The sequence below is a fragment of the Streptomyces flavidovirens DSM 40150 genome (assembly GCF_000429085.1).
In the GTDB taxonomy this organism is placed as follows: Bacteria; Actinomycetota; Actinomycetes; order Streptomycetales; family Streptomycetaceae; genus Streptomyces; species Streptomyces flavidovirens.
The window spans coordinates 81,722-108,227 of the sequence record NZ_AUBE01000008.1 but is presented as its reverse complement, the minus strand read 5'-3'; the positions used below and the strand labels follow the sequence as shown (position 1 = coordinate 108,227).

Below are 26,506 nucleotides of genomic sequence, written 5' to 3'. Positions count from 1 at the left end.
CCACCCGCACCCGGTTTCCGGGCGGCCCGGAGCGACAGGAGACGCCCCTGCGCCCCTTTCATGGTCCCCCACCGCGTGCCGTCCGCCAGTCACCCATACGGTCCTCACAGGCTGGAAGGGCGCCGCGCAAAGGAGGGGCGTGCGGTGCGGGGCGATAACCGAAGGCTGGCGGCCTACGCCGTGGCCACAAAGGGGCCGTCGCCTGCGCTCGCCCCTCCTTGCGGCGAGCCGATGTGCGCAGCAGCAGCCGCTTGGAACAGCTCCAGCCCCTCGGCCAGCGTCGCCAAATGAGCCGGTGACATCGTCTGCAGCACCGCTTCGACCTCACGCGCTCGAAACGTACGGAACTCGTCGAGTACGGCAGACCCGCGACGGCTCAGGCGCAGATCGACTTCGCGGCGACTGGTGGTGCTGGGAATCCGCTCGACGAGGCCGGCGGCCTCCAAGCGGTCGCACAGACGGCTCACGGCCGACGGTCGCGACCCGAGAGCCTCACCAAGGGTCCGCTGGTTAACCTTCTGCTGCTCCTTGATCACTGTCAGTGCCCGGAACTGCGAAGGTGAAAGCGGCCCGGAGGGAGCGGCTTCCTGGCCGCGGCCCCACAGCACCTGCAGCAGTTCCGACACGCTGACCGCAGCATGTGCCACCTGCTCATGGCTGTGGGAAGGAAGGCTTCGGGGCGGCATCTGAACACTCTCTCACTACAAGGCGAGCTTGTCAGCCGCCGAGACTCGACGCCTCACCGGTCAGGTCCGCGCTTGCGCCGGGACGCGCGCCGAGCGTCAGCGCGGTGAGCCTGCCGGTCGTCCCGGCCAATTGGAGCAGGCCTAATACCATTACGGGCGCTATGGCGGGCAGTCGTGAGACGGGGGCATAAGTGCCGAAAGTGCGGGCAGCCGTTAAGACTTCAGCTTCGAGTGGAACAAGGAGCAAGAAGTGGCTGCTGACCGAGATCACTTGGAAGCCAGCCCGTTGACCGCTCTTAGCGTCGAACGGGTTTGGCACTTCCGGGGAGTGTTGAGCGACGTATCCGAGGCCCGCGACCGGGCCTCGGAATTCCTCTACAGAATTGCCCGCACACATCCGCCCGCGACTCCGGATGCGCACGATGACGCGTTGCTCGTTGTCACCGAGCTGGCTTCAAATGCGTTTTCTTTTGCCCCCGGCCCCTTCACCCTCAACCTGCGCGCGATGACGGGGGGAACTCTGCACGTCGGCCTGACCGATACCAACCCCACAGCGCCTCGGCCCAGAGCCGTCTCCCTCGCCGGCCGCGGAGGGGTGGGTTGGCATCTCATCAACACGCTCGCCGACCAGGTCATCACCGTTCCGGAGGGTGACGGCAAGACTGTGCACGTTTTCCTCCCTTGGTAGTGCGAGGGACGGTGAAGGGCTGCGGGTACGACCAACCCCTAACCCGGCTGCCGGGAAGGGGCCGCTGACTCCCCGGTCCATGCGGGGAGCGTACGCAGTATCGCGGCGCGCTCCCGGACGAAATCAATCTGCTGGCCCCCCCCCCGGAACTTTGAGGCTTGCTGGGAACCCTGCGCGCCGTGTCTTCGATAGCGCAACGTCGGCGCGTCGATCAGGACGCCGTCTGTCGCCGCGGATGCAGCCATGAGGAGTCCGGTGTCTTCCATGCCGTGAAGTGCGGACCAGCCGCCGAGGGCGAGCAGGAGAGAGCGCCGCCACATCACCCCCGCGGGGTGTACGGGGAGTCGGTGGCGGGGCGCGTCGGCGGTCCATCGGTCGAGCAGTACGCCGCGGCGCAGCACACCGGCGGGTACGGGCAGGGCATGGTCTTGCAGGTACCCGTCCGGCAGGAGGTCTCGGGCATGGCCCACCGCGAAGCCGGCGCTCGGATGACCGGTGAGCGCACCAACCAGGAGGGAGAGCGCGCCGGGCTCGAGTTCGTCGTCCGCGTCGACGTTCTGCACGAGGGGTGCTGTCGCCCTGCCGAGGGCAACGTTCCGCGTGATGGCCGGGCCCTCTGTAGTGCCGTGCGCGGAGATGAGCACGCGCTCGTCGTCAGCGGCGCCGCATGCGCGCAAGACGTCGATGACCGCCTGGGGCGGGCCGTCGATCTGCACCAGCCAGGTCCACGCGGAGTGACTTTGCTGTCGCAGAGACTGCCAGGCGAAGGGCAGGAATACGGCGTAGGGGTCATGCACCGCCGTCACCACATCTACCTGCATGATCGAATGATATGGCCGCGCAGCGAGCGGCGACGTGGTAGGCACATGTGGGAGGACCAAGCCTTGGGGGATCATCGTGGAAGCGGCGTCGCACATCGCACGGCTGGGGCACGTGTCGGCTTCTGACTCGCGTGAGCTGGACCGGGTCTGTGAGGAGGTCGCCACTGCGCTGTTCGAGGGCGGTGTGGAGCCCCCGTTCGCTGTGACATCCGCCGACTTTGCCGCGGACCCCGAGCTGATCTGCGCCGATCGCTATTGGCGGCTGCGCTTCCTTGACCGGCCGAGCATCCGCACCGCTGCCGCTTGCTCCACCTGGCTGGTCGGCCACGTCTCCCGTGACCACTGCACCGAGGTGCTGGAGAAGTGGAGCCTGGGGTACGCGTTCATCACAAAGGACAGCGTCGAGTCCGCCCTGGAGCTCTCCCAGGCAGTGGAGGAAATCGTCGGCCACGACACGGCCGCCGGTGACACCGCGTACTTCGCGACCCTGTACCACGCGGGCAAGCTGCGTTCGAACTTCTGGTTCGACGAGCTTCACCAATTCCTGGACGCCTCGCTCCTCGCTCTCGCGGCCGGCGTACACCGACAGGCGCCCCTTTTCACCGCGCTGCGTTCCTTCGCTGCCTTCGGCAGCCGGGCCATCACAGCGGAGCATGCGAGGGGACTCCTTGACCAGGCCTGGTCCTCCCCCGAGCGCACCCGCCACGTAGTGGACATCTGTCTCAACGGCATCCAGGCCGCATCTCCCTTCGCCGGCCACGGGGAACTGCTGCGCGACCGGGCCTCCGAAGCCGTGCGCGACCACCCGTTCGACCACATCTTCCACTTCCGCCTGGCTTCCGGGCAGCACATGGTCCGCGACCACGACGCCGCCCTCGACAGCATCAATACCGCCCTGCGGCACCTTCCTGCCCTGGGCAGCCGCGGCAGCCACAAGCTCCTTCAGGAGCAGTACCTCGCGAAGCGCGACGCGATCCTCGAAGGCCGCCTGCGCGCCGAGCTCGATGCCGAACACGCGCAGCGCCTGGCCGACCAGGAGGACCGGCACAGGCAACGCTGGGAACAGCTTGAAGGTGAACTGCGGCGCCGTGGTGAAGAGCAGGAGAAGGCGATGCGTGAGGGCCAGGAGACCGCACGCGCCAACCATGTCCGCTCAGTCGAGCTGGTCGCGGTCTTCACCTCCGCCATCGCCTTCGCCGTCGGCAGCCTCCAAGTCACCCTTACTGGCTCCTTCTCCCTACGCGACCGACTCGCCCTCATCGGCGCCTGGGGTGCGGGCCACGTGGCGTTCGCTCTCCTGGTCGTCGGTGGGACCTGGCTCATCACCCGCCCACGCCGGTAGTGCCGCGGCGGATGGCAAGGGCCAGCGTGTCGTCGGGGTGCAGCACCACGGTGTGCATGTCCGCGGCGATGGCGCTGGGGAGGTCTTCGAGAGGACTTCCCGCGTGCCGCCGGGCCGCTTCGACGAGCCGGAGCTCCCCTTCGCACGGGTCTCGGCGGCTTTCCGTGAGGCCGTCCGTGTAGAGGATGAGGAGGTCGCCGGGGTTGATTTCGGCGTTCAGCAGCTCCTCGCTGCCCGGCAGGGGGAAGCCGATGCCCCGGCCGCGTACTTCGAGGTATTCGTAAGTGCCGTCGGCCCGGAGCAGCAGTGCGGGAGGATGGCTTCCGTTGGCCAGTTGCAGCTTCCCGGTGGTCGGATCGAGGCGTGCCAGGAGCACGGTCGCCATGAGATCCGGTGCCAGCGGCATGAGGATTTCGTGGGTGCGCGCCAGGATCGACTCCAGTGCGTGCCCTTCGAGCGCCAGGGTACGTACGGCGTGCGTGACGTCGAGTGCGCTGCGGGTGCTGCGTACCCCGTGGCCGAGAGCGTCGACGACGGTGATGTGAAGCGTTCCGTCGGGCAGGGCGAACCAGTCGTAGAGGTCCCCGCCGGTCGGGGCGTTGGGGTCCGCGGGGGCGTAGTGGACGGCGAGTTCCAGGCCGTCGATCTCCAGCGGCTGGGGGCGCAGTGCGTCTTCGAGTTCGCGAAGTATCTGGCCGTGCGCCTTGCGGAGCTGTTCGTCACGCTCTTCGAGTTGCACATAGAGGGCGAGTACGCCGCCGTTCGTCTCGGCGAGCTCGTGCTTGAGGCGGCGGTACTCGGCCGTGAGCGCGTCGGCCCGGGCGACGGTGGCGCGCAGTTCCTCGTCGAGGGCGGCCTTTTCCGCTGTGGGGTCGGGGCGGGCGCCGGCGGTGCTCGGGCTCGGAGCGGGGAGTGACGGGCCCTCCGTTCTGGGCACGGGCAGGCGCCAGACGACTGAGTGGGGGCCGGTGTCCAGAGCGGGCAGCGGCAGGTCGGCGACGCTCAGCGGCCGACGTGCCCGCGGGGCTCGCAGGGCAATGGCCAGGACGGGCGAGTCGTCGTGCGAGCCGGTCTCGCGGGCCGTACTCAGCACAACAGGCCGGCCGGCGCTGAGCTCGTCGGCGGCGACATCGGTAACGGACAGGACCAGGCGCGCCCGGGCCTCGACAGGCAGTCCGTTCTCGTTGGCGACGCGGCGCACAGCGTGGCGGAGCTGCGGCAGAGCGTGGAAGAAGTTCTCAGTCATCGGTGCCTTTGGTGGGGCCTGGCGGCGAGTACGGCCGCATCGTCGCGGGTGGAGCGGTGGCCGTGAGCGACAGCGCCGACGAGCAGGGATGGAGGAAGACGCAGCAGGAAGCGCGAGGGAGTGTGCGTCCATCTGCTGTCGATCCCGTCGCTGTGGAGCACGGCGGTCGTACCCGCATCCAGGGGAAAGTAGTGGCTCTGCGGGGCTGGAATGTTCCAGCCGACGACGCCCGGCCGGCCGGTCAGCCGGTGGTGGACTTGGTGCGGGGACAGGGCCACGGCGCGTACGTTACCGACTCCGCAGTACTCGGCCCGCTCCGGCTCAAGGCGCAAGAGGCCCACGGCCGCGCCTCGGGTTCGGCGCAGGGACCGGTGAATCGCTGTCAGGACGTGCGGCAGCGGACGGTCCACGACAGCGTGGAAGGACCGCAAAGCGGTTTGCGCGGCTTCCGCGGCGTGCGGGCCGTGGCCGAGCCCGTCGATGACGATCGCGGTGCGGACCTCGTCCGTATCGACGACGGCGCAGGCGTCTCCGCAATGCAGCTCGCGGTCCGCGGGTAGGCAGACGAGACCGACCTCTTGCCGGGCTGCCTGTGCCCGGTCGGGCAGGGCGATCCTGGCGCAGGCGAGGGTGCCCGTCTCGGTGTTCGTCCCGGTGACCGTCCCGGTGTCGGCCCCGGTGTTCGTCCTGATGGTGAAGTCGGTCGCTATGCGGGTGACCGCGCCCAGGCCGGCGCCCATGGTGCCGGTGGTGGTGTAGCCGTCGGTGAGGCAGCGATGGAGTTCGTGCATGCCTGGGCCGCGGTCGACGGCCAGGATCTCCAGTCCGCCACCCAGCGGGAGCGGCTGGATGTACAACGCGCCGTCGCGTGCGTGCTTGTCGAGGTTGCTGGCCAGTTCCGAGGCGATGACCGCTGCCCGGTCCGGCATCGCTCCGGGCAGGCGGCACTGCTCGGCGAGCGAGCGGGTGGTCGCGGCGGCGAGGTGGACGGCGCTGTAGTGGTCGATGGGCACACGGGTGGTCGGCAGCGTGGTCAGGGACGTCACTGACGTGCCCAACGCGTGGCGATCACAGTCGTGCCCTTTCCCGGCGCGGTGTGCACCTCGAAGTCGTCCATGAGCCGGCGTGCCCCGCCCAGGCCGTGGCCGAGCCCGGCCCCGGTGGTGAAGCCGTCGGTCAGGGCGGCGTCCAGGTCCGGGATGCCCGGGCCGTCGTCCCTTATGGTCAGGCGCACTCCGGGCGTACCTTGCCGGCGTGGATACTCGATGGTGAGAGCTCCGCCGCCGCCATGGATGTACGCGTTGCGCGCCAATTCACTGGCCGCGGTCACCACCCGCGTCTGGTCGACGATGCCGAAGCCGAGCTTCAGCGTCGCGGCGCGCACCGCGTGGCGGACCGCCAGCAGGTCCTCCTCCGTACGCAACGCGATAACAGTGGCGGACTCGGAATCGGACTCGGTGAACGTGGAGTCGGCCGGAGAGCCGCCTTCGGCGCCGGCTGCCGCGGCGATGGAGCCCTTAGCGAGTTGTGTCACGTCGTACCCCTCCGGGGGCCGGACCTTGACGCCAGCCAAGGGCGGCCATGCCACGTTCCGCGTCCAGCGCGGTCTCCACACCGACCAGTTCGACGCCCAGTTCGACCAGGGTGATGGCCACCGGAGGCCGCATGCCCGCCACGATCACCCGCGCACCCAGCAGCCGTGCCATGGTGGTGAGTTCCATCAATGTACGCGCCACAAAGGAATCGATGATCTCAAGCCGTGAGACGTCGATAAGTACCCCTCGGATGCTCTCTGCCGAGATGCGTTCGGTGAGCTCATCTGTGAAGGCCAGGGCTGTCTTGTCGTCGAGTTCGTTGAGCAGTCCGGTGACCAGCACGTCGCCGAGCCGCAGTATGGGCACACCTGTTGTCGGACGGCCCGCCATCAATACGCCGACCCATGCGTCACGGGCGCGGTGCCACCGGTGAGTTTGATCGCCTCGGAGAGTGCGTCGGCGAGGGTGGCTCGCGTAAGGATCTTCGACAGATCGATGCCCAGTTGGGCGATGGTCTGCGCGATCGGCGGGCGGATGCCACTGATGACACAGTCCGCCCCCATCAGCCGCACCGCGTTGACGGTCTGCATCAGATGCTGCGCGACAGCGGTGTCCACTGTCGGTACGCCGGTGATGTCGATGATGGCGACCAGCGCCTCGTGGTCCTGGATTGCCTGGAGCAGGCTCTCCATGACGACCTGGGTACGGGCAGTGTCGAGAGTGCCGATCAGCGGGACAGCGAGGACCTGCTGCCACAGGCGTACAACGGGCGTCGACAGCTCCAGCAGTTGCCGGCTCTGCCGGCGGATGATCTCCTCCCGCCCTTCGACATAGGTGTCGAACGACAGGGCACCCGCCGCGTCCAGCAGCCGGTTGATCAGCAGAGCGGCGGGGAAGAGCTCCTCCGGCTCGTCGGTGCTCCGCCGCACGGCTTCGAGCACCGCCTCCTTGAGGGAGAGGACCGCCAGGGATGTGGCGGTGGGCGTCGCGCCCACCCGGGCCCGGCGCAGTGAGAAATCGCTGACCGCCCGCTTGAGATCGCTGTGGGAGTTCACGATTCTGCCCACCGGGAGGGAACTGTCCATCCCGGCGACCAGAGCGGCGACCAGGGCGTCCGCCTCTTCACGCAGCTCGCGCTCGGCGATGTCCGTCCCCAGCTCCGCCTGACTCTGCTGGAGCTCCACCCAGCGATCAGAGATCTCGTCAGCACGCCCGTGCAGCGCCTTCGTCACGCGCTGCCGAATGACGGCCTCACTGCTACTCAACTCGTAAGTCCCTTCGAAGAAGCTGACCAGGTACGACGGGCGCCGTGGCGGACCGCCCGTGCTGGAAGCCAGGGCACACCCGATCACCCAAACTGTTTCCCTGTGGCAAATATAAGCATGCTCGCCCCAGCAGGGGAAAGCCCCAGGCCCCCCTTCACACCTCCCCCACGCGACGGCGAAAGGGGCCCGCGGCGGTCAGGGCAAAGATGCAACGAGCCCTACGCTCAACGACCCCGCAGGGATATTTGCCAGATGGAAACTATCGCCGTACGGTGATAGTGCTTGCCATGGAAGCCGACTAACGACGCCCTCCATGGCGAGGAGGTCTCCCGAGCTCTGAAGAAGGGCCATGAACACCCCGCGTGGGGCCTCGGCCGGCTTTTGCTGCCACGATCCGAGGGGCCAGTTGTGCACACTCGTAGCACCGATCAGGCAATGCACCTCGTCAGCCAGGACGGAGAACACGCTTCCCTACTTGCCCTCAGGGGCGAAGTAGATCTGGAGACCGTCGAACCCCTGCGCCATGCACTTGCCACCCTGGCAGCGCGGCCGGGAGAAGCCCCGGTCGTGGTGGACCTGTCGGCCGTACGGTTCGCCGACACGGCGCTGATAAACGTGCTCCTCCAAGCACGTCTCAGGCTGGGAGACCGATTGCGTATCGCGGCGCCCTCCGCGCTCGTGGAGCGCCTGCTGTACGTACTCGGCCTGGACCACGTCTTCATCATCCGTGACTGCCGAGAGGCTGCCGCCCGAGGCTGACCGCGGATTACGGACGCCCTGTCCCGAGCGGCACTCGCCTGCCAGGAGCCACTCGCCCGATTACGAGTCGTGTTTGCTGACCGGGTTTCAGGTAACACTGGGTAGCGGAAGGTCGTAAGCGAGCCTCGGAGAAGGGCGGGATCCATGTCCGTGGGTATCGGCATCATCCTCGGTGCGGTGGTAGCGATCATGACCGCACTCGTGCTCGTCCCACCAGTGACACAGTCACGCTCCAGCAGCCTGAGGGCCCGGTTCGGGCCGGAGTTCGACCGGGTCGCCGCCCAGCACCATGGTGACGACAAAGCGGCAGCACGTGAACTGAACACCCGAGTACGCCGGTTCGGCAGGCTCCGCATTCAGGGTCTGACAGTACCGGCTCGGGAGCAGTACGCCGCCCAGTGGGCCGGCTTGCAGGAGCAGTTCGTCGACTGCCCCGGCGCGGCCGTCGCGAAGGCCAATCGCTTGCTGACGCACCTGGCAGCCGAGCGGGGCTACCCTGCCGAGTCACACGCGCTGCAAGTCGAGGCGCTGTCCGTCCATCACCCGCACCGCGTGGACGGCAGCCGGCAACTGCACAAGGCGGCGCAGAAAGCCGCCTCCGGAGAGGCCGAAGCCGAGAAGATGCGCCAGGCCATGGTGGCGGGCCGGCTGCTCTTCGAAGAGTTGCTCAGGGCGCAGCCCCAGGATGAAGGTGCGAGCAAAGCGCTGACGCGTCAGCCGATTTCACGGCGCTCAGGAAGCGTCCCGGCGCAGCGCACGGGCGGCCGGACGCAGACCAGCGGCTGAGCGGCCTGACCACACGTGAGACGGGGGCCACCAGTCTCGTTGTCTGGTCCCCGCCTCGTGCGGAGCTCATGAGACGCACGTGGCTGTTCTGTCATCACTCCATGCGTTTCCATCCCACACCTGGGTAGGCGAACTCACCACAGGCAGCGCGAGCCGCACGAGGAGTACCGACTTGATGGGGTGAAACCACGTGTACGAGCAGACTGTGGGTGAAGGCACCGCCATTCCGCAGATGCGATTCACCTGCCGACCGCTGCGTGCGGCACAAGCGCGGGACACAGCTGCGGCGTTCCTCGCGACCCTGCAACCTGCCCCGCCGGCGTACACCGAGGAGAATTTGTTCCTCCTGGTCTCGGAGCTGGTCACCAACGCCCTGCGACACGCGGGCGGCGTGACCGCCTTGCGCCTCACCGCTGACCGCCGGACCCTTCAGGTCCGGGTCGAAGACCCCAGCCCGGCTCATCCTCAGGACCGTACACCTGACCTGACCGGCCAGACGGGAGGCTTCGGCTGGCCCATGGTCCAGCGACTGGCCCGAACCGTCTCGGTTCACACCAAACCCAAGGGCGGCAAGGTCATCCTCGCCACCTTGCCCCGCTGACCTCCTCTAAGGCAGGGGTTTATCCACCCTGCGCTACGGCTGGCTCTTTCGTGTGCTGTTGAGGAACAGATACCCGCCACCCCAAGCGATGACAACGATTGCAAGCAGGACCCATCCCCCCTTGTTTCCCATGGCGATCAGCACCACGGAGAGGATCACCCCAAGAAGCGTGAAGAACGAAGCGAACGCGAAGTAGCGCTTGATCCCGGCTTGCTGTTCAACGGTCCATCCCAGACGGTTCATCCTGATCTCCACTCATGCTTCAGCCGGTGAACGCGACGGTTACGCGTGCCGTTGCGGCGCCAGGCCGAGTGGCCCCGCCGCCGCAACTGGGAAGTCGGTAGGGGTGGCGCCTACCTACAGGAGCCGCCCCTACCGCGTTCTACACCTGCCTTTTTGCCCTGGCTCGTGCGCTCACGACCGTGCCGCCCCAGAAGAGGACGGTCATAGCGAGAACAGTCAGTCCGCCAGCGATCATGCCCATGATCAGTAGCGCGGCTGAGAACGCGACGCCGAGCACACCGAAGACATGGGTGGTGATCAACAACCGCTTGGCCAGGGCTTGGCGCCGTAGGGATACTCCGACCTGACGCACCCTATGTCTCCTCTCACCACCACCGGGGTTGTACCGATGGACAACTCTTGCCCCCCGGCCGTCATGGAGTTCAGGGTGCCCCTGGGCTCCCGGTTGAATCCCATGTCCATACCCGCCGTGCTCTTGGCCGACAGGCCGAGCGGCCCGTAGTGGAAAAAGGTGTCGCCGAGCTTGATCCGCTCACTCCGGTCCGTGGACCCGTACTGCCCGTCGTACGTCCTTGCCGCCGACGGTCAGTGACGTGAGCTGGGAACGTCGAACCGGAGCCGGCAGGTGCCGGTGTCGGACTGGGAGGTGAGGTTGCCGGCCGCGTCGAAGCAGTAAACCCACGTCGCGACGATGTCCTGCTCAACACGACGGGCGCTCTATTGGGCTACCTTCAGACGGTGAGTCGGCCGATGTCCTGGGGGTCCAGGCCGGTCAACTGGACGATGCGCGGTGCGGGAACCCCCGCGGTCAGTGCCCGGTGTACGAGAGCCTCCCAGTCCTGAGTCTTCTCTCGGAATTCCAAGAGTTCACTTTCCATGTCCGTGATGGACTGAGGCGCGCACTCCTGCTGGACCCGCAGCGCTTCCTCCTCGCCCAACGGCACAGGCAGGCGCTCCGCGTCCTCAGGGATGAACGCCTCCGCCTCGGCGGGAAGGATCCGGACCTGCTCAGAGGAGGCCGAGACGTCGTGGGCCTGCAGCCAGCCGCGCACGGCTGGTGTTTCCGCGCACTCCAGGGCGCCGACGGCGGCCAGGGCTGCTCCCAGCCGAGGATGCCGGTCAGGAAGAAGGAACAGGTAAGCGTCATCGGCCATAGCGTGGAATCGCCTTCTCGATCGGACATCAGCGGCGCATCGATGCTAGCGCTCCCAGGCAACGCCGACTCCCACTCTCATCCAGTCGGCGATGCGACAACTTCGAGGTCTGCCTGCTGCGCGACCGGGTATCCGCACACACGATATCCACTGCGAACGGAGCAACCCGATGAGCGATGAACTCCAGATCACCTTCGACGCCCACGACCCGCGGGCACTGTCGTCCTTCTGGCGCGATGTACTGGGTTACGTCCACCCCGGCCCGCCCGGTGTCGACCTGCCCGAGGGCGCCGACCCGCTGGCCGCGTGGGACGACTTCCTCGCGGAGGCCGGCGTACCGGAGGAGCAGCGCAACACGAGGTCGGCCATCGAGGACCCGAAGGGGAACGGTCCACGGTTGTTCTTCCGGCAGGTACCGGAGGACAAGGTCGCCAAGAACCGCGTCCACATCGACGTCCGTGCGGCTCCGGGGCTGGAGGGCGACGAGCGGATGGCGGCGCTGGAGGCCGAGTGCGAGCGGCTCCTCGCGCTGGGAGCGACGCGGTTACGTCGGCAGGAGCCCACTCCTCCGCTGGGCGTCGGCCACATCGTGATGGCCGACCTCGAAGGCAACGAGTTCTGCCTGGACTGACGCAGCTCAGCCGTAGTCACCAAGTCGCGGCAGTCGGTGATGGTCGGGCTCGCCCGCGGCGTGGCAGGTGGAATGCCCGCCGCGCCGCGGGCGAGCCCTTCCCGTCGCGGTGCAGCCGCTGTGGTCCGTAACGCGGTTGGCTTCAGGAATGGGGGATGGGGAAGGTATTCAACTCGTGCTCGGGCAGGGGTGTTCCGCGCCATCCCAGGTGTACCGCGGCGTCCTGTATCCGTCTTCCGCCGAGAGCGGGGTACGCGGCCGGCGCCGTGCCGACCGTGCCGGGAACGATGACTCGTACGACCTTCATCCCTGCGGCCTCGGCTTCGGGGGCCGTCAGGTCCACGTACAGCACCTCGTGTCCGGCGGCCTCGATCCGTGCCCGCAGGGTGCTCAGCGAGGGTGAGGAGTCCGGTAGCGCGGGAACGTCGTTCCAGGTGCCGTCCGGTCCGGCGGCGGCCCAGGCGAGGGAGCGCTGTGCGGCGCGTTCGTCGAGATAGAGCTGCTGGTGGCAGAGGAGTTCTACGGCGTCCCGGCCGTCCGCGCGGTAGGCGTCCAGGTAGGAGGAGTCGGGGCGCCACGGCTTCAGTGGGTTGTTTCTGTCGCGGTAGCCGTCGGCGAGGCGTGTGAGGGCTTCGGGGGTGTTCAGGGTCCGGCAGGTGAGCTGGAGGGAGAATGCCTCCGCCAGGGCCTTGGATGCCGCGGCCTGTGCGCCTCCCGCCCGTGTCGCGAAGCCCATCGTGAGCCAGCCTTCGGGCTTGCTGCGGACGTACGCGCCGATCGTGGGCAGGCCGAACTGGTTCTCCAGGTACGTCAGATCGACGTCGAACCCGTCCAGCGCCGGGCCGAGGAGCTCGCGGAAGGAGTCGGTGACGGGGAGGCGGGGCCGCGGTACGGCGTTCGCCCACCACACGGCAACCGTGTCGCGTTCGATTACTTCTTCGAGTCCGGAGACGATCGCGTGTTCGTGGTCCGTGCTGGCCGCTATGCCGCCGATCACGGGGAAGGCGTGCCGTGCCTCCGCGTGCCGACGGGGCATACGGCGCCAGAGTGTGTAGGTGGCGAATGCCGGGACGTACACCTCCGCATTTCGCGTCAGGGACATGCCGCGGACCCAGTGGACCGGGGTGTCGGGCAGGAACGGGGCGAAGGGGAAGCCCTGGCGCTCGTACTGGGCCGGTGAGTAGAGCGTGAGCCGCGCCGGGTCCAGGGCGTTCAGGCCGCGGCGGAGCAGCTCCTGGTGGCTGCCGTGGACCAGCGCTCCGGGGTCCGGCGGGCAGGTGCCGCAGTAGCGTTCGACGGCTTCGCCCACCGCGGCGCGGCTCGCCTGACCCGGACTGGTCCACGACATGCCGAACGCCTGTCTGTCCGCCTGCCAGGGCATGGTCGGTGTGTGGTCCGCGATGTCCGCGACGGCCAGACGGAGAGTGGGGGGAGTCGGCCCCGGCCCGCTGAAGACTCGCAGGCGCGTGACGACATCAAGGGGCAGTTCGGGTGCGGGCGGTACGGGTGTCGCGACCGGGCCCGGCCGGGGCACCGCGAAGGTGCCCCGGCCGGTCGCCCGAAGGCGTTCTTCCGTCATTAGGACAGGTACGCCGCTACACAGTTGTCGACGACGAACTCCTCGTTGTCGTCGGCGAGGTACGCGGAGACGCAGTTGTTCAGAACAAACTGCTCGTCCTGGTCTTCCATCTCGAAAGCGTTCATGATGGCTGCCCTCTCAACTCGGTATTCGAATGACTCTCCCGGCAGGGAGAGCCGGCCGGGGGCGGGGAACCGTTCCCGGCACGCACGCCCGAGCGGAACTCGTGGCGTGCGAGCTTGGATAGCGGGCCTGTGATCCAGGCCCAGATGACACCGGCGACGACGGCCAGGGCGGCACACACGCCCCACAGGACGCCGGGGCCGCCGGAGTCGAGCAGGAGACCACCGCCTGCCGGTGCGAGGAAGGCGGCGGCGGTCCAGGCCGTCCCGTACAGGCCCTGGTATCGGCCGCGCAGTCGTTCCGGCGCACGGTCGGCAGCCACCGAGCTGCCCGCCGGTGCCTGCAGCATCTCGCCGAACGTCCAGACCACGACACACAGGGCGTACGCGACCACGCCGTCCGCGAAGGCCATCAGGCCGAATCCCACGGCCAGCAGGAGCGACGCGGCGAGCAGCGTCCCGGCCCTGGAGCGCTCACGGACCAGCCGTGTCAGGGCCACTTGCAGGGTGACGATGAGTACGCCGTTGAGGGCGTGCAGCCAGGTGAAGACTGTCGGGTCGTGGCCGTCCCGTGCCACCACGATCGGCAGCATCGTGCTCCCCTGCTGGAACACGCAGGCGAAGAGCAGGGCGGCGAAGCAGAAGGCGAGGAACGGGGGGTCCTTCCATACCGAGCCGCCGTTGGCGTCTTTCTGTTGTGGCCTCGCCTGCGCACTCCGGCTTCCCTTTGGCGCTGTGCGCGGCCGGGTCTCCGGGACCTTTGCCATGACCAGGACCGCGCACAGTGCTGTGGCCGCGGCGTCGGCGACGAAGACCAGCACGTAGCCGTGGGTAACCATGACTCCGGCCAGTACGGAGGACACCGCCACACCGAGATTCAGCGCCCAGTAGTTGAGAGCGAAGGCGCGCTGTCTGTCCTCGGGAGGTACGACGTCCGCCAGCGCCGCCTGCATGGCCGGGCGGGCGGCGGCGGCGCCGGCTCCCATCGCGAAAGCAGCGACCGCTATCGCCCAGCCGGCCTGGACCAGGCCGAGCGAGGTCATGCACACCGCCGTCCAGCAGTGCGCGGCGAACAGCGTGGTCCTGCGGCCGAAGCGGTCGGCCGCGATGCCGCCGCCGATCGTCCCCAGCACGCCGCCCAGTCCGATGAGCGAGATGACGGCACCGGCGTGCGCTGCCGAGTAGCCCCGCTCCGAGGTCATGTAGAGGGTGAGCAGTGGGCCGACGAAGCCGCCCGTCCAGTTGACCAGGATGCTGAGCCAGATCCACCAGAACGCGCTCGGCAGACCTCTCGCCGATGCCGGCAACAGCCGCCGGCCCCCCGTCGCCTTGGTCACCGGCGGTCACCCGGAACAAGTCGGCAGTGTGAATACCGGACGCCCTGGAGCATCTTCCCCTGCCTCTTTGCCCAACCGTTCCAGCAGACCCGGCTCCTGGACCGCCTCGACGAGCGTCGCCCGCAGTTCGGCGTACCACTGGTCTGCCGTCGCCGCGTCCGCGAACCGGGGCAGGTCCTGCCGGACCACCTGGCGCTCCGTGGCGAGTTGCCGCAGCAGATGCCGCAGCAGGTCCGCGGCGGAGGGCAGCCGGCTGCCCAGCGTGAGGTGCAGGGAAGGTCCGTCGGCCGCCCGGACCGTGTGCCACCAGCCACGGGGCAGGTAGAGGACATCGCCCTCGCTCAGCGTCCCGGACCAGCCGGCCTCCGAGGGTTGTGGCTTCGGCGGACTGGTGAGTTTGCCGACCGGGTGGGGAAGCGTCGGCGGGTGCAGGTCCCAGTTCTTCTTTCCCGCCACCTGAAGGATGATCACGTCGTGGTCGTCCCAGTGCGTGTCGAAGCCCTGCGGAGCCCCACCCACGTTCGCGTACAGATTGGCCTGTACGAGGTTGCGCAGGCTCTCCTCCACCCGGCCGACGAGCGCCCGCAGCGGAAGGTGCAACTCCTCGACCCCGTCCACGGCGAGCGTGGCACCGTCGGCCAGGGCGCCGGTCAGCACCTCGGGACGGAGCCTCAACGGCCGTCCCCGTGGGGCCAATTGCGGTACGGGCTCGGAGCACGAGGTCATGCTCATGCCGCGTGCCGCCCGGACCAGGTGCATACGGGAAGGGTCGACTCGGCTGGTTTCGAGAATGGCGTTCAGGTCGTCCCAGCCGAAGATGCCGTTGAACCGCCCCGGCTCACCGCGGCAGAGCAGCGGCCTCACTCCGAGGTGTCCGGCGAGGAAGGCTTCCTCCTCAAGGGGCCTGATCAGCCCTTTGAGTCCCTCTTCCGGGTCACAGCCGAAGGAGCCGGCGTCGTGGATGTCGGGACCAGTGGCACTTCTTGTGATCACGCGTCGCCCCCCTGCGCAAGGCCGATGAACCGCCAACGACCATAGGCCTGCTCGATCACCATGTCGCCTGTGTTGCCTTTTTGCTCTGAGGCAACACTAACTACAGAGTCTACAAGTGGCAACCCACCGGCCGCGATTCATCCCTGCGGGTGGCGCTACTGGCAGTAGTCGTGTGAGCACACACTGTTCTGAGTTGCTATCGTCTGGCGCAGTAACGACCGACTCAACAGGAGTGCTGGATGATCTGGCGTACCGAAGTGCTCGACCAGCTCGATCTGTACTGGGACCACCAGTTGATGCCCCGGCTGGCCGGTCTCACCGACGACGAATACCTGTGGGAGCCGGTGCCGGACTGCTGGACGATCCGGACCGGCGGGGACGGCAGGGCGATGTTCGACTGGCAGGATCCCGTCCCGGAGCCTCCTCCGGTGACCACGATCGCCTGGCGCCTGTGCCACATCGCCTTTCACGTACTGGGTATCCGAGCCAGCGCACACTTCGGCGACGGGTCCTTGACCATGGACACCGCGTCTTTGCCGGTCACTGCCGAGGACGGTCTCGCGGCACTGCACGAGCACTACCACACCTGGCGCAAAGGGGTGCTCTCACTCGACGACGCGGGGATGCAGCGGCCGATAGGAGACGTCGAAGGCCAATGGGGAGAGCGGCCCATGGCGACCCTGGTCCTGCACGTCAATCGTGAAGTCATGCATCACGGAGCGGAGATCGCCCTGCTGCGCGATCTCTACCGCGCCGACTTCAAGCGGGCGCGGTAGAGCATGCGCGATCAGGCAGGGTGATCAGACGACGCGGACCGGCAGCCGGCTCACTCCGCTCGCGCGCGCGACGTGCGCCGCTTCCTTCTCGACGGCTTTCAGCGGGAGACGGCCGGTGTCCGGGAACGGCGTCACCACCAGCTCCTGATCGAGGATCTCCCACACCCCGACGACCCGGCCGTCCTGCACGACGACCGGGGAGATCCATCCGGCGGCGCGGCTCACCGCGGAGCGGTGTTCTGCCGCGAGCATCACTTCGTCCTTGGTTCCAGGGCCCAGAAGGTACTGGTCGAAGCCGCCGAGCAGCCTGATGCCTTCGCACGGAGCAATGCCGGCGAGTTCCTCCGCGTGCTCCGTCAGGATCAATGTCTTGCGTCCCTCGACATCGACCTCGGTCAGCTTGTCGCCCATGTCCCCGAACCACTTGCGCAGCTTCGGCTTGCTCGTGCTGTTGAGCGACAGCCAGCGGTCGAAGGTCTCGATCGTGGCAGGACCGTACGCACCCAGGTACGCCTCGATCACCGTGGGGGCGGCCTCGTCGGGCTCGGGCATCTTGCCCCAGTCCGAGCCGAACTGGCTCGCCGGCAGGGTGAAGGTGATCTTGTTGTTCCGGTTCGGGCCGTGGCACAGGACACCTCGCCAGGCCAGCGGTTTGAGCACAGAGCCCCACCCCGACCGCAGCCGCTCCTCCATGCTCGCGAACCGCTTGTCGGCCACGAGCCGGGTAACCAGCTCGTCGCGGGTGAGCACCACCCCGTCGAGGATGCCTGCCACTTCTTCGGTCAACTCGTCGATCTGCTGCGGAGTAACGCCGGAGGCTCGCGTCCAGGAAGGCTTGAGCCAGCTTCCCGTGTTCGCCATGAGCGACAGGTAGGCGCCCGCTTCACTGGGTCGCAGCAGATGGAGGGTTCCGCGCATCGCCCAGGTCTTCATCAGTGAGCGATCGGCGACGTCCCGGTTGACGCTCTCCCGGTCGGGTGCCGACTGCCGAAGGGCGACGTTCAGCTCGGCGACACTCCAGACCTGCGCCTGTACGCCGCACAGTCTGCCGACAACTTCGCTCGCACTGGGCTGGGTACGCGGCTCCAGGAACTGCCGCCGCATCCGCCACGCAAAAACCTGCCTCCAGCTGACCTTCACGCCGTTCCTTTCAGCCACCAAACCACACACTGCACCAGACTCTGCATTTCAGCCTACACCGAGAGAGGTGGACTGCCGGCGGAACAGCTGAACGTCCGCCGACAGCAAGCCTCTTATGCAGGGCTCCAGTTGGCAGGTATCAGGTGTCAGGTGTCAGGTGTCAGGTGTCAGGTGCCGGGTGGTGGACGCGGCCTCCAGCCACAGGTCGGTGGGGGTTCCCAGGCGTACGGACTCCACGGCCACCATCCGGTATACGGACGCCGCCGTCGAGTGCGCGAGCATGCCCCGTACGCCGTGCAGCTGGAGTGCGGTGCGACTGGCGAGCTGCGCGTGTTCGCCCGCGACCGCCAGGACCGCGGCCGTGTTGGGATGATCGTCGCGGTCGAGCTCCCAGGCGGTCTTGTTCAGCACCAGTCGCCAGCCGTCCGCTTCGCCGATCAGGAGTGCCAGCCGGTGCGCGACCGTCTGCCGCTCGACGAGCGGTTTGCCGGACTGTGTACGGGTGTTGACGTGGGCGCGTGCCACATCGACGATCCGGTCCGCGATGCCCAGCAGCAGTGCCGCCTGGCGGACTCTCGCTGCCGCGAGGGCGCACTCCCAGTGGGCCGCGGTCACCGGCAGAGGCTGGGAGGCGGCTCCCTCGAACCTCAGCCGCGAGGCGGGCATGCCGAAATGGTCTATGGACTCGGTGACGCAGGTGCCGGGTTCCGGGACCACGAGCCGCCACTCACCGCCGCCGCCGTGGGCTGTCCGTACCACGCACAACCCGATGGCGCCGCGGGGCAGTGGCTCCGACTCACCCCACAGCCGCCCTCCCGGCTTCACTTGTATGCCGGCGGGGCCGCGCGCGCCCACCACCACCGCGTGCCGCGTGCCCTTGTACAGGTCGGCGAGGATCTCCGCCAGGTGCTCCGTCGGTACGTCGTCGCTGTCGAGCATGTCGAGCGCGAACGCGGTCTCCCGGTAGCAGCCGAGCGGTTCCAGTGCGTACCCCAGGCGTTCGTTCACGACGATGTCGGCGCTGAGTCCCAGCGCGAGCCCGCCGAGGCGTTCCGGTGCGTTGAGGGAGGGCACGCCGATGGTCGCCAGTTGAGCGGACAGTTCACCGGTGCGCGTGAGCACCGTGTCCACCGCGTCCCGCAGACGCTGCTGAAGCGGATCAGGTCGCAGGTCCATCGCAGTCAGTCCCCCCTCGGGGCGTGGTCGAATACCCGAGCGCTGCTCAGAATGTCCAGCATGACCTCCGACGCCCCGCCGGAAATGGTCATTCCGGGCGCCTCCCGGAATGCTGCTTCAAGGGTGCGGTCCCCGGCGTCGGCCCCGGGTTCCAGCATGTCCGGCCCCAGCGTCTCCAAGGCCCACCACGCGATGCGCTGGGCCGATTCACTGCAGTGCCATTTCGCGAACGAGGACTCCGCGATGTCGGCATTGCCGTCCTGGAGGTTCTGCATGACCTGGCAGCTCAGCAGCTTGCTGGCGGTGATCCTCGTTTCGTGGCGCGCCAGTTCGGCGCGTACGACGTCGGACGGTTGCCGGCCGTCTTCGCCGAGGCGTTCCGCGACCAGGTCCAGCCAGTGGCGTCCTCGCGCGTAGTAGTCCAGCCCCGTGCGTTCCGCGGCGAACATCTGGGTGATCAGCGACCACCCCTCGCCGACCTGGCCGAACAGCGCGTCCTCGGCCACATGCACATCGGTGAACCAGATGTCGTGGAACTGCTCGTTGGCCAGACTGGGGATGGGCCGGATGACGACGCCGGGTGCGTTCAGCGGGACGAGGAACAGGGTGAGTCCTTCGTACTGACTGCCCTGCGGGTCCGTGCGGACCGCGATGAGCGCGATGTCGGCGTAGGCGCTCTTGAGGTTGTAGGTCTTGCGTCCGTTGATGACCCATCCGGTGCCCTCCCGCACCGCGCTGGTGGTGATGCCGGCCAGGTCGGATCCGTTGCCCGGTTCTGTGAACAGAATGCACGACGTGAGTTCGGTGCTTGCCAGGGCCGGCAGCAGAGTCTTGCGCTGGTGCTCCGAGCCTGCCGCCAGAATCAGTGAACCGACGTTCTGCACCGAGATGCAGTACAGGTTCTGCGGTATCCGGTGGGCGACGAGCTTCTCCAGCAGCGCCACGGTCGCGGTGAAGTCGGCGCCTCTGCCGCCGTATTCGACCGGCCAGGAGGGTGCGAGAATGCCGGCGTCGCCCAGGTGCCGGTACAGCTCACGGGGGTTGCCGTCCATGCCGTCCTGCCGGGCAAAAACGTCCTGCAGCAGCCGCCCCGTCTCCGGCGCCGTCAGGATGTCCTCGACTTCGTCCGCGAAGTCGACGCTCTCCGGTGGCACATCGAAGTCCACGCTCTCACTCCTTGTCGGTAGTCATCGAACCCGGCGGATCGCGGCGTGCACCGTCCGCATGATTTCGGCCTGGTGCTCGGTGAGGAAGAAGTGCCCGCCCGGCAGCACGGAAAGGGTGAACTCCCCCGACGTCTGGTCGCCCCAACCGCGCATCGCTTCCACTGGCACCTCGGGGTCGGCGTCTCCGCACCAGGCGGATATCGGGCACGAGAGCAGCGGCTCCTGCCGGTACCGGTAGTTCTCGATCATTGCGAAGTCCGCCCGGATCATGGGCATGAGCAGGTCCAGCAGTTCGTCGTGCTCGAAGACCGTCTGGTCCGCGGCACCGTAGTCGCGCAGCATCTGGACGAACTCGGGGCGGGGCAGGTCGCTGACGGGAACCGGCGGACGGACGATCGTCGGTGTGGGGCGGCCACTCACGAACAGGTGCTGGACCGGCCGGCCAAGGGTCCTGAGACGCCTGGTGACCTCGAAGGCGAGAATCGCGCCCATGCTGTGCCCGTACAGGAGCACCTGGGTGGGTTCGGCAGCGATCGTGTCCGCGATTTCCTCGGCGAGTTGAACCATGTCCTTGGCCGACGGTTCGGCCATTCTGCCGCCCCGGCCGGGGAGCTGCACCGGCACCAGCTCGATGGGGCCGGTGCAGTGTTTCACCCAGTCGGCATAGTACGTCGCGGAGCCGCCCGCGAAGGGGAAGCAGTACAGACTGTGCGTCGCGGTGGCGGAGCGGAACCGGCGGTCGAACCACAGCCGTGCGTCGGGCCGGTGTATCGGGTAACTGCTCACCGCGCTTCCGTTTTCCGGGGTGTGAACCGCACCGGCATGCTCTTGTAGCCGGGCACGAAGTGGGAGGCGACATGCCGCACCTCGCCGGCGATCTCGACGGTTTCCACCCGGTCCAGGATCTCGTCGAGGAAGATTTCCAGTCCGACCTTGGCCAGGTTGGCGCCGATGCAGTAGTGCGGCCCCAGGCCGAACGCGAGGTGCTTGTTCGGCCGTCGCGTGACGTCGAAGGTGTACGGGTCGGCGAAGACCCGCTCGTCGCGGTTGGCGGCACCGATCCAGGCACTGACCGGCTCGCCCGCCCGGATGGTCTGTCCGTGCAGCTCCACGTCCTTGACGGCGTATCGCATGAGCGCGGTGACCGGTGACGACCAGCGCAGGAGCTCCTGGAGGCAGGACGCGCGAAGTTCCGGATTCTCCCGTACGGCCTGGAACTGCTCGGGGTGCTCGGCCATCACCGTCATCAGGGTGCACAGGGCGTGCGGCGTGGTGACGTTGGCGCCGATGAGCAGCACGAAGGCGTTCAGGAGGACTTGCTCCTGCGACATCGGCCCTTCCGACAGGTCCATCGCGAGCATCGCGCCGATCACATCGGGGTCGACGTCTTCGCGGGTACGTTGCGCGTACTCCTTCTGGAAGTACTCGAACAGCTCGTGCCGAGCCTGGCGCACGGTGGCCTGCGCGTTGCCGGTGGAGTAGTCGGGGTCGTCGTAGGCGATGGTCATCATGACCAGTTCCACGAGCCTTTCCCAGGACTCGGGGGGAAGGCCCATGAGGGTGCCGGTGACGGCCATCGGGAACATCATCGTCTTGTGGGCGATGTCGTACACATCGGCGTCGAGCGCCGACTGGATCAAATCCCGCGACAGGTCCCGCAGGAGCTTCTCCTGGGTGGCGACCACGGGCGGGGCGAACGCCTTGTTCAGCGGTTCCCTGAACTCCCTGTGCCGTGGCGGGTCGGTGTCCGCCATCATGTTGTCGGACGCGATGTCCGGTGTGTCGAGGTCGAGCACGCACAGGATCGTGCCCCGCCGGGAGGAGAACTCCCCGTGGCTGCGCAGGACCCGGCTGACGTCCTCGTGGCGGGTCACGACCCAGAACGGCTCCCGGCCACCGCCGGGTTCCGCCCGGTAGAGCGGCTGGTTCTCGCGCAGGTCGGCCCACAGCGCGTGCATGTCCGTCGAGGCGTGGAATCCGGAGTCGAGCAGGTCGGAATCCTGGAACCGCACGGGACAGAATGGCGGCTTTGAAATAATCATCTACCGTACCTCTCGGATTCAATCAGCCAGAGCGCGGAATTCATGTGCGAGTCGGTGTGAGGGGGTCAGGAAATCCGGAGTCGCCGCTCCCACAGGTGTTCGTAGAACGGCAGGTGGTGTTCGTAGAAGCGCCGCAACAGGAGGTCGTTGTCGATCGTCCTGTCGTACGTCCGCTCACGGCGTCGCACCGTGGTACTGGCACTGACGTCGGCGTGCCAGCGGGCGGACTGGCTCCATTCCGGTCGCTCCCCCGGCTGCCATCGCAGGGCGTCGGCGCGGAAGGGCAGATCCACCGCCGCGCAGTATTCCTGAACGGTCAGTTCCGGGTGGTCGACGAAGTCGTCGGAGTCCAGGACCACCGGCTTGCCGCCGGCTTCGAGCACCGCCTGGTAGATCCTGTACAGGTACTCGATGCCCACTTCATGGAGGCCCATGTCCGGTTTGATGGCCGCGAACGACGGAATGATCTCCTGCGGGTTTCGCAGCAGGAAGGCGTGCCGTCCGCTCTTCAGGAAATCCTGGTGTCCGAATATGGAGTCGTAGGTGCAGTCGGTGGTGTCCTTGAAAAACACGGTCTGCTCTGCGGAGAGCTCGATCAGCGTGTCCGTCAGGGCCTCCGTCGAATTCACCGCACGGCCGGCGACCTCTGTGCTGCCGTCATTGGCGATGTTGCAGAACGGTTCGTGCAGCGTGAGCAGGTCTTGGCGTTCCACCATCATCCGGAAGAACACCGTGGAGCGGGAGCGGGGCGCGCTCCACAGTGCGAGCAGCGAGGGGCGGCCGGCGGTCGCGCTCATTTCGCCTGCCTTTCCCGCGCCTCGATCTCGGCGACGGCCCACTCGACGATGGATCCCGCGACGTCGATGTGGGTCGCGTCGATGGCGCCATGGAACTCGGGGGTGTGGTTGACCTCATTCGCGTACAGCCGCTCCTGCTGGTCGATCAGCAGGTCGACGCCGAGGAATCCGCCCCCCACCGCGTCTGCCGCTGCCACAGCGATATCGGTGAGTTCGGGGGTGATCGGGCAGGGTGTGGCCGCGCCACCGATGGCGGTGTTGGTCCGCCAGTCGTCGACCGCGTTCTTGTAGATCGCGCAGATCACCCGGTCACCCGCGACATAGGCTTTGATGTCACGCCCGGGCTTGTCGATGTGCTCCTGGAGATAGAACACGTGCTGCTGTGGATTCGGCAGAGCGGCGCGGTGTTCGAGAATGGCCCGGCCCTGCTCCTCGTTCTGGACTCTCGCGGTCAGATGTCCCCACGATCCGGTGACCGGTTTGACCACCACGGGGTATCCGAGCTTGGGCATGGCGTCCAGGGCGGACTCGGTTCCCCAGGTGACCGCGGCCTGCGGCATCTGAAGTCCGGCGGTGTGGAAGGCGAGCGCGGTGCGGAGTTTGTCGCCGCAGATCTCCAGTACCGCCGGTTTGTTGTACGTGGGAACTCCGAGCGCTTCCAGCGTGGCAGCGACGGAGACGGCACGGCTGTGGCTCACTTCGCGCATGAGCGCCGCACGATAGGGCGGCCGGCCGTCGGCGAGCAGCACCCTCAGCTTCCGTGGATCGACGTGCTCGCAGCGCAGACCGAGCTTCTCGAACGACTCAAGGATCAGTCGCTCCTCCCGGCGGATCCGGGAGGCGACCACGGCTATGGGCATAGCAGTTCTGTCCACGATTGCCCTTCCCGATCTACGCCGTACGGCATTCGGTGCAGATCGCATTCGGTGCAGATCAATTTCGAGTGGTGGGGTGACTCGGCCGGCCTGCGCGTCAGGTGTGCCGGGACAGCGCGTCCGCCGCGAGTTCGAGCTGGTCGAGGGCGACTTCGAGGCGGCGGACGAGTTCGGTGCTGTGCCTGCGCAGCTCGTCGGGCCGGTGCCGCTCCCAGACCCGTGCGTGCGCGCCCGTCATACGCACTGCGGTCCAGCCGTGTGCGACGGCGTCCACGCCGGCCGCGGCCTCCGCGAGTTCGCGGATCCGCCATTTCGTCGACTGGGTACGCAGGAACTCCGCATGCAGGCCGGTCTGGGCCTGGATGTTCCAGCTGATGACGTACAGCTCGCTCAGGGCTTCGGACGCGGCGTCCGTGCCGGGAGTGAGGGCGCAGAGCTGGTCGAGGTAGTGACGCAGGCCCATCACGCCTGTCTGGGTCTGCGCGGTGGACTCCTGCCGGTAGCGGGCGACGTTTTCCCGGAGGACGTGGCCGACCCAGTCCAGGTCCGGTTCCGGAGCGGGTCCGGCCATGCGTGTGCGCAGCCAGCGCCGGCCGCTGGGGCTGGCGCTGAAGAACACGTCCGCGTCGTCCGGTGGGTTGAGCGAACCCCAGCTCGCCAGGAAGTCGGCGATGGGGATCGCGCCCTGGAATGCGGGCGGCTGGGCGTCGGAGACGTACACCTCAGTGTCAGTGATCCGGTAGACCACCAGGAGATGTGCGGCGTGCACGTCGTGGAAGGCGGGGCGGAACGGCAGATAGAAGTTGTCGACCGCGGCGATGGGCAGCACGCCTGCCGCCAGGGCCTCGCGCAGATCGTCCAGTCCGTCGCCGCCGCTGCGGTGCCAGGCCGACTCGAACGGGTGGAAGAGGGCGAGCCGTTTGGCCAGCGAGTCGGGTTCCGCGAAGAAGAAGTACTCCTCCGAGCTCCAGGCTCCGGGGTGGCGGCGGAACTCCCACGGTGCGCCCAGGACGGTGACCGGGTCATGGCCGTCGTGGATCAACGCCGTTGCCAGGGTGCCGTGCAGGCAACTGCCCAGATCGCGCGTCCAGAGCTGGACCGGCTGTGCGGTGGTGCCGGAGATGTCGGTGGTGCCGGAGATGCTCATATCGCCGCTCCCTCCGCGCGTCGCACGTCGATTCCCGTCACGAGGGTGAGGGCGAAGACGTGCATCGCGACCAGTCGCGGCAACCGCAGGGACCGCGCGATGCCGCGGCGTGGCATCCCTACGCGGGTCAGCCACATCGTGGTGGGCAGTCGCTCCTGGACGTGGTGCGGGTAGTGCATCCTGGAGGTGCGGAAGGCCGTGAGTTCACCGAAGGCCGGTGTGCCGTCCAGGAAATCCGAGACCCCGACCCGCAGCCGGTCGGCGTGCCCGTCCTCGTAGTGCGCCCAGATCGTGTCCTCGCTGCGCCGTTCGGAGGCGGCGAGCAGATAGATCCAGTCGTACTGGCCCGGCGGGATGTCGATGACCTGGCCCTCGCACCGTACGTTGTCTCCCTTCGCGTGAGCGTTCGCCCACGTGAAGGGGATGCCGGCCACCTCGATGAGGGCGCCGGGCGTGGGGAGCTCTTCCGCGGGGAAGGAGTTTCCCCAGGCATTCAGCCGCCCGGAATCGAGATCCGAGACGCTGGTCGTCGCCCGGTTGTTGAGCAGGTCGTCGATGCCGATCAGGCGGAATTCCGGTGCCGACGCCGCTGCGGGCAGCCTGTGCACGCGTGGGCCCGGCTCGTTGGCGGTGAGTACTGAATTGCCTGCCACTTGACTCATCAATCCCCCAGTCACTGGAGTGAGCTGTGCGTGCGTCCTGCCACTCCAGCGGGATCGGGCACAGTATTGAAGTCGACAATCATGGTGTCGCGCCAGCCCGACTCGGACAGCTCGTCGGGCCGGATCTCGCTGACGTCGTGCTCCATCGCCGTGTCGGACAGAATCAACGTCTCCAGTGGCTCGGTCATGGTGACCGAGTACTGCGCCTGCGACTCGTTGTTCCGGAACACTTGATTTCGTCCGCCGACACACTGGTGCCGGTCGATCAAATGTATGGCCACGTAGGCGTGACCGTCCGAGTGGCGGCCCTCCGGCGCGGGTTCCGAACCTTGGTCGGCGTCCGCGAAGACCCGGATGAAATGGATACCGAGTTCCCAGTCCTGCTTCCCCGCCACCTCGTTGACCAGGTCGACGGTCTCCCGCAGAATCCGGGGAAAATGGCTGCTGGCCAACACGGTGTCCGTCAGCGGCTCGAAGACGCGCAACTGATCGCCGAATGCGCGGTTGATCTCTTTGCTCTGGAAGAATTCGGTGCCGTGCAGCGGTTCCAGAGTGCCGTCGCGGTGAGCGAGCACCCGGCCGAACCGGCGATTTCGACGACACCGTTCCTTGCCGAGATAAGCATCGGGAACCAGTTCGTCCCATGACGCCGCGAACTGCTTCCAGTCGTGTCCTTCGGCCGGCAGGCGCAGGCGGCCGTGTGCCCAACCGTGCTGAGCGAAGTGATCGGCGCGTATACCTCCGGGCGTCGATCTGTCGATCAGCACTGAGTCCTGACCTGGCATGCGTGGCTTCCCCTCAGCGGTTCAACGTGAACGAGTGCCATCTGCAGCGCCTGTGTCGACGGTCTGCGTTGGCTGCAATACGTGCACCACAGAACCCACAGTCGTCGTAAGAATCGTACTACAGACACAACATGGCGTCTCATCGATTTTCT

The 26,506-nt window shown here is 67.5% G+C and carries 31 protein-coding genes and 1 pseudogene; 7 read left to right on the top strand and 25 right to left on the bottom strand.

Annotated elements, in window-relative coordinates:
• Positions 1 to 173 precede the first annotated feature (173 nt).
• Positions 174 to 686, bottom strand: coding sequence for a MarR family winged helix-turn-helix transcriptional regulator (locus tag G412_RS0115455; RefSeq protein ID WP_028812867.1), 513 nt, complete (start codon positions 684 to 686; stop codon positions 174 to 176).
• A gap of 250 nt (positions 687 to 936) precedes the next feature.
• On the opposite strand from G412_RS0115455, the gene G412_RS0115445 reads away from it, so the two are divergent.
• Entirely contained in the window at positions 937 to 1,374 is a 438-nt protein-coding gene (locus G412_RS0115445) for an ATP-binding protein (RefSeq protein ID WP_244283012.1), read from the top strand.
• Between the two features lie 38 nt (positions 1,375 to 1,412).
• Here the strand turns inward: G412_RS0115445 and G412_RS34665 are convergent, their stop codons facing one another.
• Positions 1,413 to 2,195: a glycosyltransferase gene (locus G412_RS34665; protein ID WP_037648982.1), complete on the bottom strand. Its 783-nt coding sequence runs from the start codon at positions 2,193 to 2,195 to the stop codon at positions 1,413 to 1,415.
• A gap of 112 nt (positions 2,196 to 2,307) precedes the next feature.
• Here G412_RS34665 and G412_RS0115435 point away from each other — a divergent pair, with 112 nt between their 5' ends.
• Entirely contained in the window at positions 2,308 to 3,537 is a 1,230-nt protein-coding gene (locus tag G412_RS0115435) for a hypothetical protein (protein ID WP_208857887.1), read from the top strand.
• Here G412_RS0115435 and G412_RS0115430 read toward each other — a convergent pair.
• From G412_RS0115430 to G412_RS0115410, 5 genes are read right to left on the bottom strand one after another with little or no spacing between them, the layout of a single operon-like run.
• Complete coding sequence (locus G412_RS0115430; RefSeq protein WP_028812864.1) at positions 3,518 to 4,783, bottom strand: PP2C family protein-serine/threonine phosphatase; 1,266 nt, start codon at positions 4,781 to 4,783, stop codon at positions 3,518 to 3,520. The genes G412_RS0115435 and G412_RS0115430 overlap by 20 nt on opposite strands.
• Entirely contained in the window at positions 4,780 to 5,829 is a 1,050-nt protein-coding gene (locus tag G412_RS0115425; protein WP_028812863.1) for a SpoIIE family protein phosphatase, read from the bottom strand. The genes G412_RS0115430 and G412_RS0115425 overlap by 4 nt, the downstream gene beginning before the upstream one ends.
• A complete protein-coding gene (locus tag G412_RS0115420; RefSeq protein WP_244283011.1) occupies positions 5,826 to 6,317 on the bottom strand; it encodes an anti-sigma regulatory factor in 492 nt (163 codons plus the stop codon). Before G412_RS0115420 ends, G412_RS0115425 begins: the two co-directional genes overlap by 4 nt.
• Positions 6,301 to 6,708 carry an STAS domain-containing protein gene (locus tag G412_RS0115415; RefSeq protein WP_028812861.1) on the bottom strand — a complete coding sequence of 136 codons (408 nt, stop codon included), beginning with the start codon at positions 6,706 to 6,708 and terminating at the stop codon, positions 6,301 to 6,303. The genes G412_RS0115420 and G412_RS0115415 overlap by 17 nt, the downstream gene beginning before the upstream one ends.
• Positions 6,708 to 7,583: an STAS domain-containing protein gene (locus G412_RS0115410; RefSeq protein ID WP_028812860.1), complete on the bottom strand. Its 876-nt coding sequence runs from the start codon at positions 7,581 to 7,583 to the stop codon at positions 6,708 to 6,710. The genes G412_RS0115415 and G412_RS0115410 overlap by 1 nt, the downstream gene beginning before the upstream one ends.
• Positions 7,584 to 8,018: 435 nt before the next feature.
• Between G412_RS0115410 and G412_RS38090 the strand changes: the two genes are divergently transcribed.
• The 3 genes from G412_RS38090 to G412_RS0115395 all read left to right on the top strand — a co-directional run bounded on the left by G412_RS38090 (position 8,019) and on the right by G412_RS0115395 (position 9,729).
• The gene (locus G412_RS38090; RefSeq protein WP_078607007.1) at positions 8,019 to 8,342 is read left to right on the top strand and encodes an STAS domain-containing protein; all 324 of its coding nucleotides are present in this window, start codon (positions 8,019 to 8,021) and stop codon (positions 8,340 to 8,342) included.
• A gap of 144 nt (positions 8,343 to 8,486) precedes the next feature.
• Positions 8,487 to 9,128, top strand: a complete 642-nt coding sequence (locus G412_RS34660) for a hypothetical protein (protein WP_051338385.1) — start codon at positions 8,487 to 8,489, stop codon at positions 9,126 to 9,128.
• Positions 9,129 to 9,360: 232 nt separating this feature from the next.
• The gene (locus G412_RS0115395; RefSeq protein WP_037648979.1) at positions 9,361 to 9,729 is read left to right on the top strand and encodes an ATP-binding protein; all 369 of its coding nucleotides are present in this window, start codon (positions 9,361 to 9,363) and stop codon (positions 9,727 to 9,729) included.
• Between the two features lie 33 nt (positions 9,730 to 9,762).
• On the opposite strand, the gene G412_RS34655 is transcribed toward G412_RS0115395, so the two are convergent.
• From G412_RS34655 to G412_RS0115380, 4 genes and pseudogenes are all read right to left on the bottom strand, one after another.
• Complete coding sequence (locus G412_RS34655; protein WP_037648977.1) at positions 9,763 to 9,972, bottom strand: hypothetical protein; 210 nt, start codon at positions 9,970 to 9,972, stop codon at positions 9,763 to 9,765.
• Positions 9,973 to 10,111: 139 nt separating this feature from the next.
• Complete coding sequence (locus G412_RS39660) at positions 10,112 to 10,324, bottom strand: hypothetical protein (protein ID WP_028812857.1); 213 nt, start codon at positions 10,322 to 10,324, stop codon at positions 10,112 to 10,114.
• Positions 10,325 to 10,371: 47 nt separating this feature from the next.
• Positions 10,372 to 10,576 (bottom strand): annotated as a pseudogene (locus G412_RS41775) (hypothetical protein); the annotation flags it as partial.
• A gap of 127 nt (positions 10,577 to 10,703) precedes the next feature.
• Complete coding sequence (locus tag G412_RS0115380; protein WP_028812856.1) at positions 10,704 to 11,126, bottom strand: DUF6003 family protein; 423 nt, start codon at positions 11,124 to 11,126, stop codon at positions 10,704 to 10,706.
• Positions 11,127 to 11,295: 169 nt separating this feature from the next.
• Here G412_RS0115380 and G412_RS0115375 point away from each other — a divergent pair, with 169 nt between their 5' ends.
• Positions 11,296 to 11,757: a VOC family protein gene (locus G412_RS0115375; protein ID WP_028812855.1), complete on the top strand. Its 462-nt coding sequence runs from the start codon at positions 11,296 to 11,298 to the stop codon at positions 11,755 to 11,757.
• A 142-nt stretch (positions 11,758 to 11,899) separates the two neighbouring features.
• On the opposite strand, the gene G412_RS34650 is transcribed toward G412_RS0115375, so the two are convergent.
• Genes G412_RS34650 through G412_RS34640 form a run of 4 tightly spaced genes read right to left on the bottom strand, consistent with a single transcriptional unit; the run spans position 11,900 to position 15,788 of the window.
• Positions 11,900 to 13,336 (bottom strand): YcaO-like family protein, encoded by a 1,437-nt coding sequence (locus G412_RS34650; RefSeq protein WP_051338384.1) that lies wholly within the window; start codon positions 13,334 to 13,336, stop codon positions 11,900 to 11,902.
• On the bottom strand, positions 13,336 to 13,461 hold the full coding sequence (locus tag G412_RS41425; RefSeq protein WP_279626780.1) for a hypothetical protein: 126 nt from the start codon (positions 13,459 to 13,461) through the stop codon (positions 13,336 to 13,338). The genes G412_RS34650 and G412_RS41425 overlap by 1 nt, the downstream gene beginning before the upstream one ends.
• The gene (locus tag G412_RS34645; RefSeq protein ID WP_051338383.1) at positions 13,458 to 14,795 is read right to left on the bottom strand and encodes an MDR family MFS transporter; all 1,338 of its coding nucleotides are present in this window, start codon (positions 14,793 to 14,795) and stop codon (positions 13,458 to 13,460) included. The genes G412_RS41425 and G412_RS34645 overlap by 4 nt, the downstream gene beginning before the upstream one ends.
• A 6-nt stretch (positions 14,796 to 14,801) precedes the next feature.
• A complete protein-coding gene (locus G412_RS34640) occupies positions 14,802 to 15,788 on the bottom strand; it encodes a JmjC domain-containing protein (RefSeq protein WP_051338382.1) in 987 nt (328 codons plus the stop codon).
• Between the two features lie 239 nt (positions 15,789 to 16,027).
• Between G412_RS34640 and G412_RS0115350 the strand changes: the two genes are divergently transcribed.
• Entirely contained in the window at positions 16,028 to 16,564 is a 537-nt protein-coding gene (locus G412_RS0115350; RefSeq protein WP_028812854.1) for a DinB family protein, read from the top strand.
• A 24-nt stretch (positions 16,565 to 16,588) separates the two neighbouring features.
• Here G412_RS0115350 and G412_RS0115345 read toward each other — a convergent pair whose 3' ends face one another.
• The 10 genes from G412_RS0115345 to G412_RS0115300 form a co-directional block, all read right to left on the bottom strand.
• Complete coding sequence (locus tag G412_RS0115345; RefSeq protein WP_208857886.1) at positions 16,589 to 17,722, bottom strand: winged helix DNA-binding domain-containing protein; 1,134 nt, start codon at positions 17,720 to 17,722, stop codon at positions 16,589 to 16,591.
• A gap of 135 nt (positions 17,723 to 17,857) precedes the next feature.
• On the bottom strand, positions 17,858 to 18,880 hold the full coding sequence (locus G412_RS0115340) for an acyl-CoA dehydrogenase family protein (RefSeq protein WP_028812852.1): 1,023 nt from the start codon (positions 18,878 to 18,880) through the stop codon (positions 17,858 to 17,860).
• A gap of 5 nt (positions 18,881 to 18,885) precedes the next feature.
• Positions 18,886 to 20,046: an acyl-CoA dehydrogenase family protein gene (locus tag G412_RS0115335; RefSeq protein ID WP_028812851.1), complete on the bottom strand. Its 1,161-nt coding sequence runs from the start codon at positions 20,044 to 20,046 to the stop codon at positions 18,886 to 18,888.
• Positions 20,047 to 20,067: 21 nt separating this feature from the next.
• A complete protein-coding gene (locus G412_RS0115330) occupies positions 20,068 to 20,832 on the bottom strand; it encodes a thioesterase II family protein (RefSeq protein WP_208857885.1) in 765 nt (254 codons plus the stop codon).
• Entirely contained in the window at positions 20,829 to 22,058 is a 1,230-nt protein-coding gene (locus G412_RS0115325) for a cytochrome P450 (RefSeq protein ID WP_208857884.1), read from the bottom strand. Before G412_RS0115325 ends, G412_RS0115330 begins: the two co-directional genes overlap by 4 nt.
• A 95-nt stretch (positions 22,059 to 22,153) precedes the next feature.
• Complete coding sequence (locus tag G412_RS0115320) at positions 22,154 to 22,885, bottom strand: sulfotransferase-like domain-containing protein (RefSeq protein WP_028812848.1); 732 nt, start codon at positions 22,883 to 22,885, stop codon at positions 22,154 to 22,156.
• On the bottom strand, positions 22,882 to 23,760 hold the full coding sequence (gene lysX / locus G412_RS34635; protein ID WP_157839101.1) for a lysine biosynthesis protein LysX: 879 nt from the start codon (positions 23,758 to 23,760) through the stop codon (positions 22,882 to 22,884). The genes G412_RS0115320 and lysX overlap by 4 nt, the downstream gene beginning before the upstream one ends.
• A gap of 97 nt (positions 23,761 to 23,857) precedes the next feature.
• Positions 23,858 to 24,907, bottom strand: a complete 1,050-nt coding sequence (locus tag G412_RS34630; protein ID WP_051338380.1) for a BtrH N-terminal domain-containing protein — start codon at positions 24,905 to 24,907, stop codon at positions 23,858 to 23,860.
• On the bottom strand, positions 24,904 to 25,560 hold the full coding sequence (locus tag G412_RS34625) for a hypothetical protein (RefSeq protein WP_051338379.1): 657 nt from the start codon (positions 25,558 to 25,560) through the stop codon (positions 24,904 to 24,906). Before G412_RS34625 ends, G412_RS34630 begins: the two co-directional genes overlap by 4 nt.
• A 20-nt stretch (positions 25,561 to 25,580) precedes the next feature.
• On the bottom strand, positions 25,581 to 26,336 hold the full coding sequence (locus tag G412_RS0115300) for a 2OG-Fe dioxygenase family protein (protein ID WP_157839100.1): 756 nt from the start codon (positions 26,334 to 26,336) through the stop codon (positions 25,581 to 25,583).
• Positions 26,337 to 26,506 lie beyond the last annotated feature (170 nt).

Bases quoted from the DNA above. Each gene is read 5' to 3' on its own strand.
- G412_RS0115455 (WP_028812867.1), bottom strand. From the start codon at position 686: ATGCCGCCCCGAAGCCTTCCTTCCCACAGCCATGAGCAGGTGGCACAT.
- G412_RS34665 (WP_037648982.1), bottom strand. From the start codon at position 2,195: ATGCAGGTAGATGTGGTGACGGCGGTGCATGACCCCTACGCCGTATTC.
- G412_RS0115430 (WP_028812864.1), bottom strand. From the start codon at position 4,783: ATGACTGAGAACTTCTTCCACGCTCTGCCGCAGCTCCGCCACGCTGTG.
- G412_RS0115415 (WP_028812861.1), bottom strand. From the start codon at position 6,708: ATGGCGGGCCGTCCGACAACAGGTGTGCCCATACTGCGGCTCGGCGAC.
- G412_RS38090 (WP_078607007.1), top strand. From the start codon at position 8,019: ATGCACCTCGTCAGCCAGGACGGAGAACACGCTTCCCTACTTGCCCTC.
- G412_RS34660 (WP_051338385.1), top strand. From the start codon at position 8,487: ATGTCCGTGGGTATCGGCATCATCCTCGGTGCGGTGGTAGCGATCATG.
- G412_RS0115395 (WP_037648979.1), top strand. From the start codon at position 9,361: ATGCGATTCACCTGCCGACCGCTGCGTGCGGCACAAGCGCGGGACACA.
- G412_RS34655 (WP_037648977.1), bottom strand. From the start codon at position 9,972: ATGAACCGTCTGGGATGGACCGTTGAACAGCAAGCCGGGATCAAGCGC.
- G412_RS0115380 (WP_028812856.1), bottom strand. From the start codon at position 11,126: ATGGCCGATGACGCTTACCTGTTCCTTCTTCCTGACCGGCATCCTCGG.
- G412_RS0115375 (WP_028812855.1), top strand. From the start codon at position 11,296: ATGAGCGATGAACTCCAGATCACCTTCGACGCCCACGACCCGCGGGCA.
- G412_RS34650 (WP_051338384.1), bottom strand. From the start codon at position 13,336: ATGACGGAAGAACGCCTTCGGGCGACCGGCCGGGGCACCTTCGCGGTG.
- G412_RS41425 (WP_279626780.1), bottom strand. From the start codon at position 13,461: ATGAACGCTTTCGAGATGGAAGACCAGGACGAGCAGTTTGTTCTGAAC.
- G412_RS0115350 (WP_028812854.1), top strand. From the start codon at position 16,028: ATGATCTGGCGTACCGAAGTGCTCGACCAGCTCGATCTGTACTGGGAC.
- G412_RS0115340 (WP_028812852.1), bottom strand. From the start codon at position 18,880: ATGGACCTGCGACCTGATCCGCTTCAGCAGCGTCTGCGGGACGCGGTG.
- G412_RS0115320 (WP_028812848.1), bottom strand. From the start codon at position 22,885: ATGAGCGCGACCGCCGGCCGCCCCTCGCTGCTCGCACTGTGGAGCGCG.
- G412_RS34630 (WP_051338380.1), bottom strand. From the start codon at position 24,907: ATGAGCATCTCCGGCACCACCGACATCTCCGGCACCACCGCACAGCCG.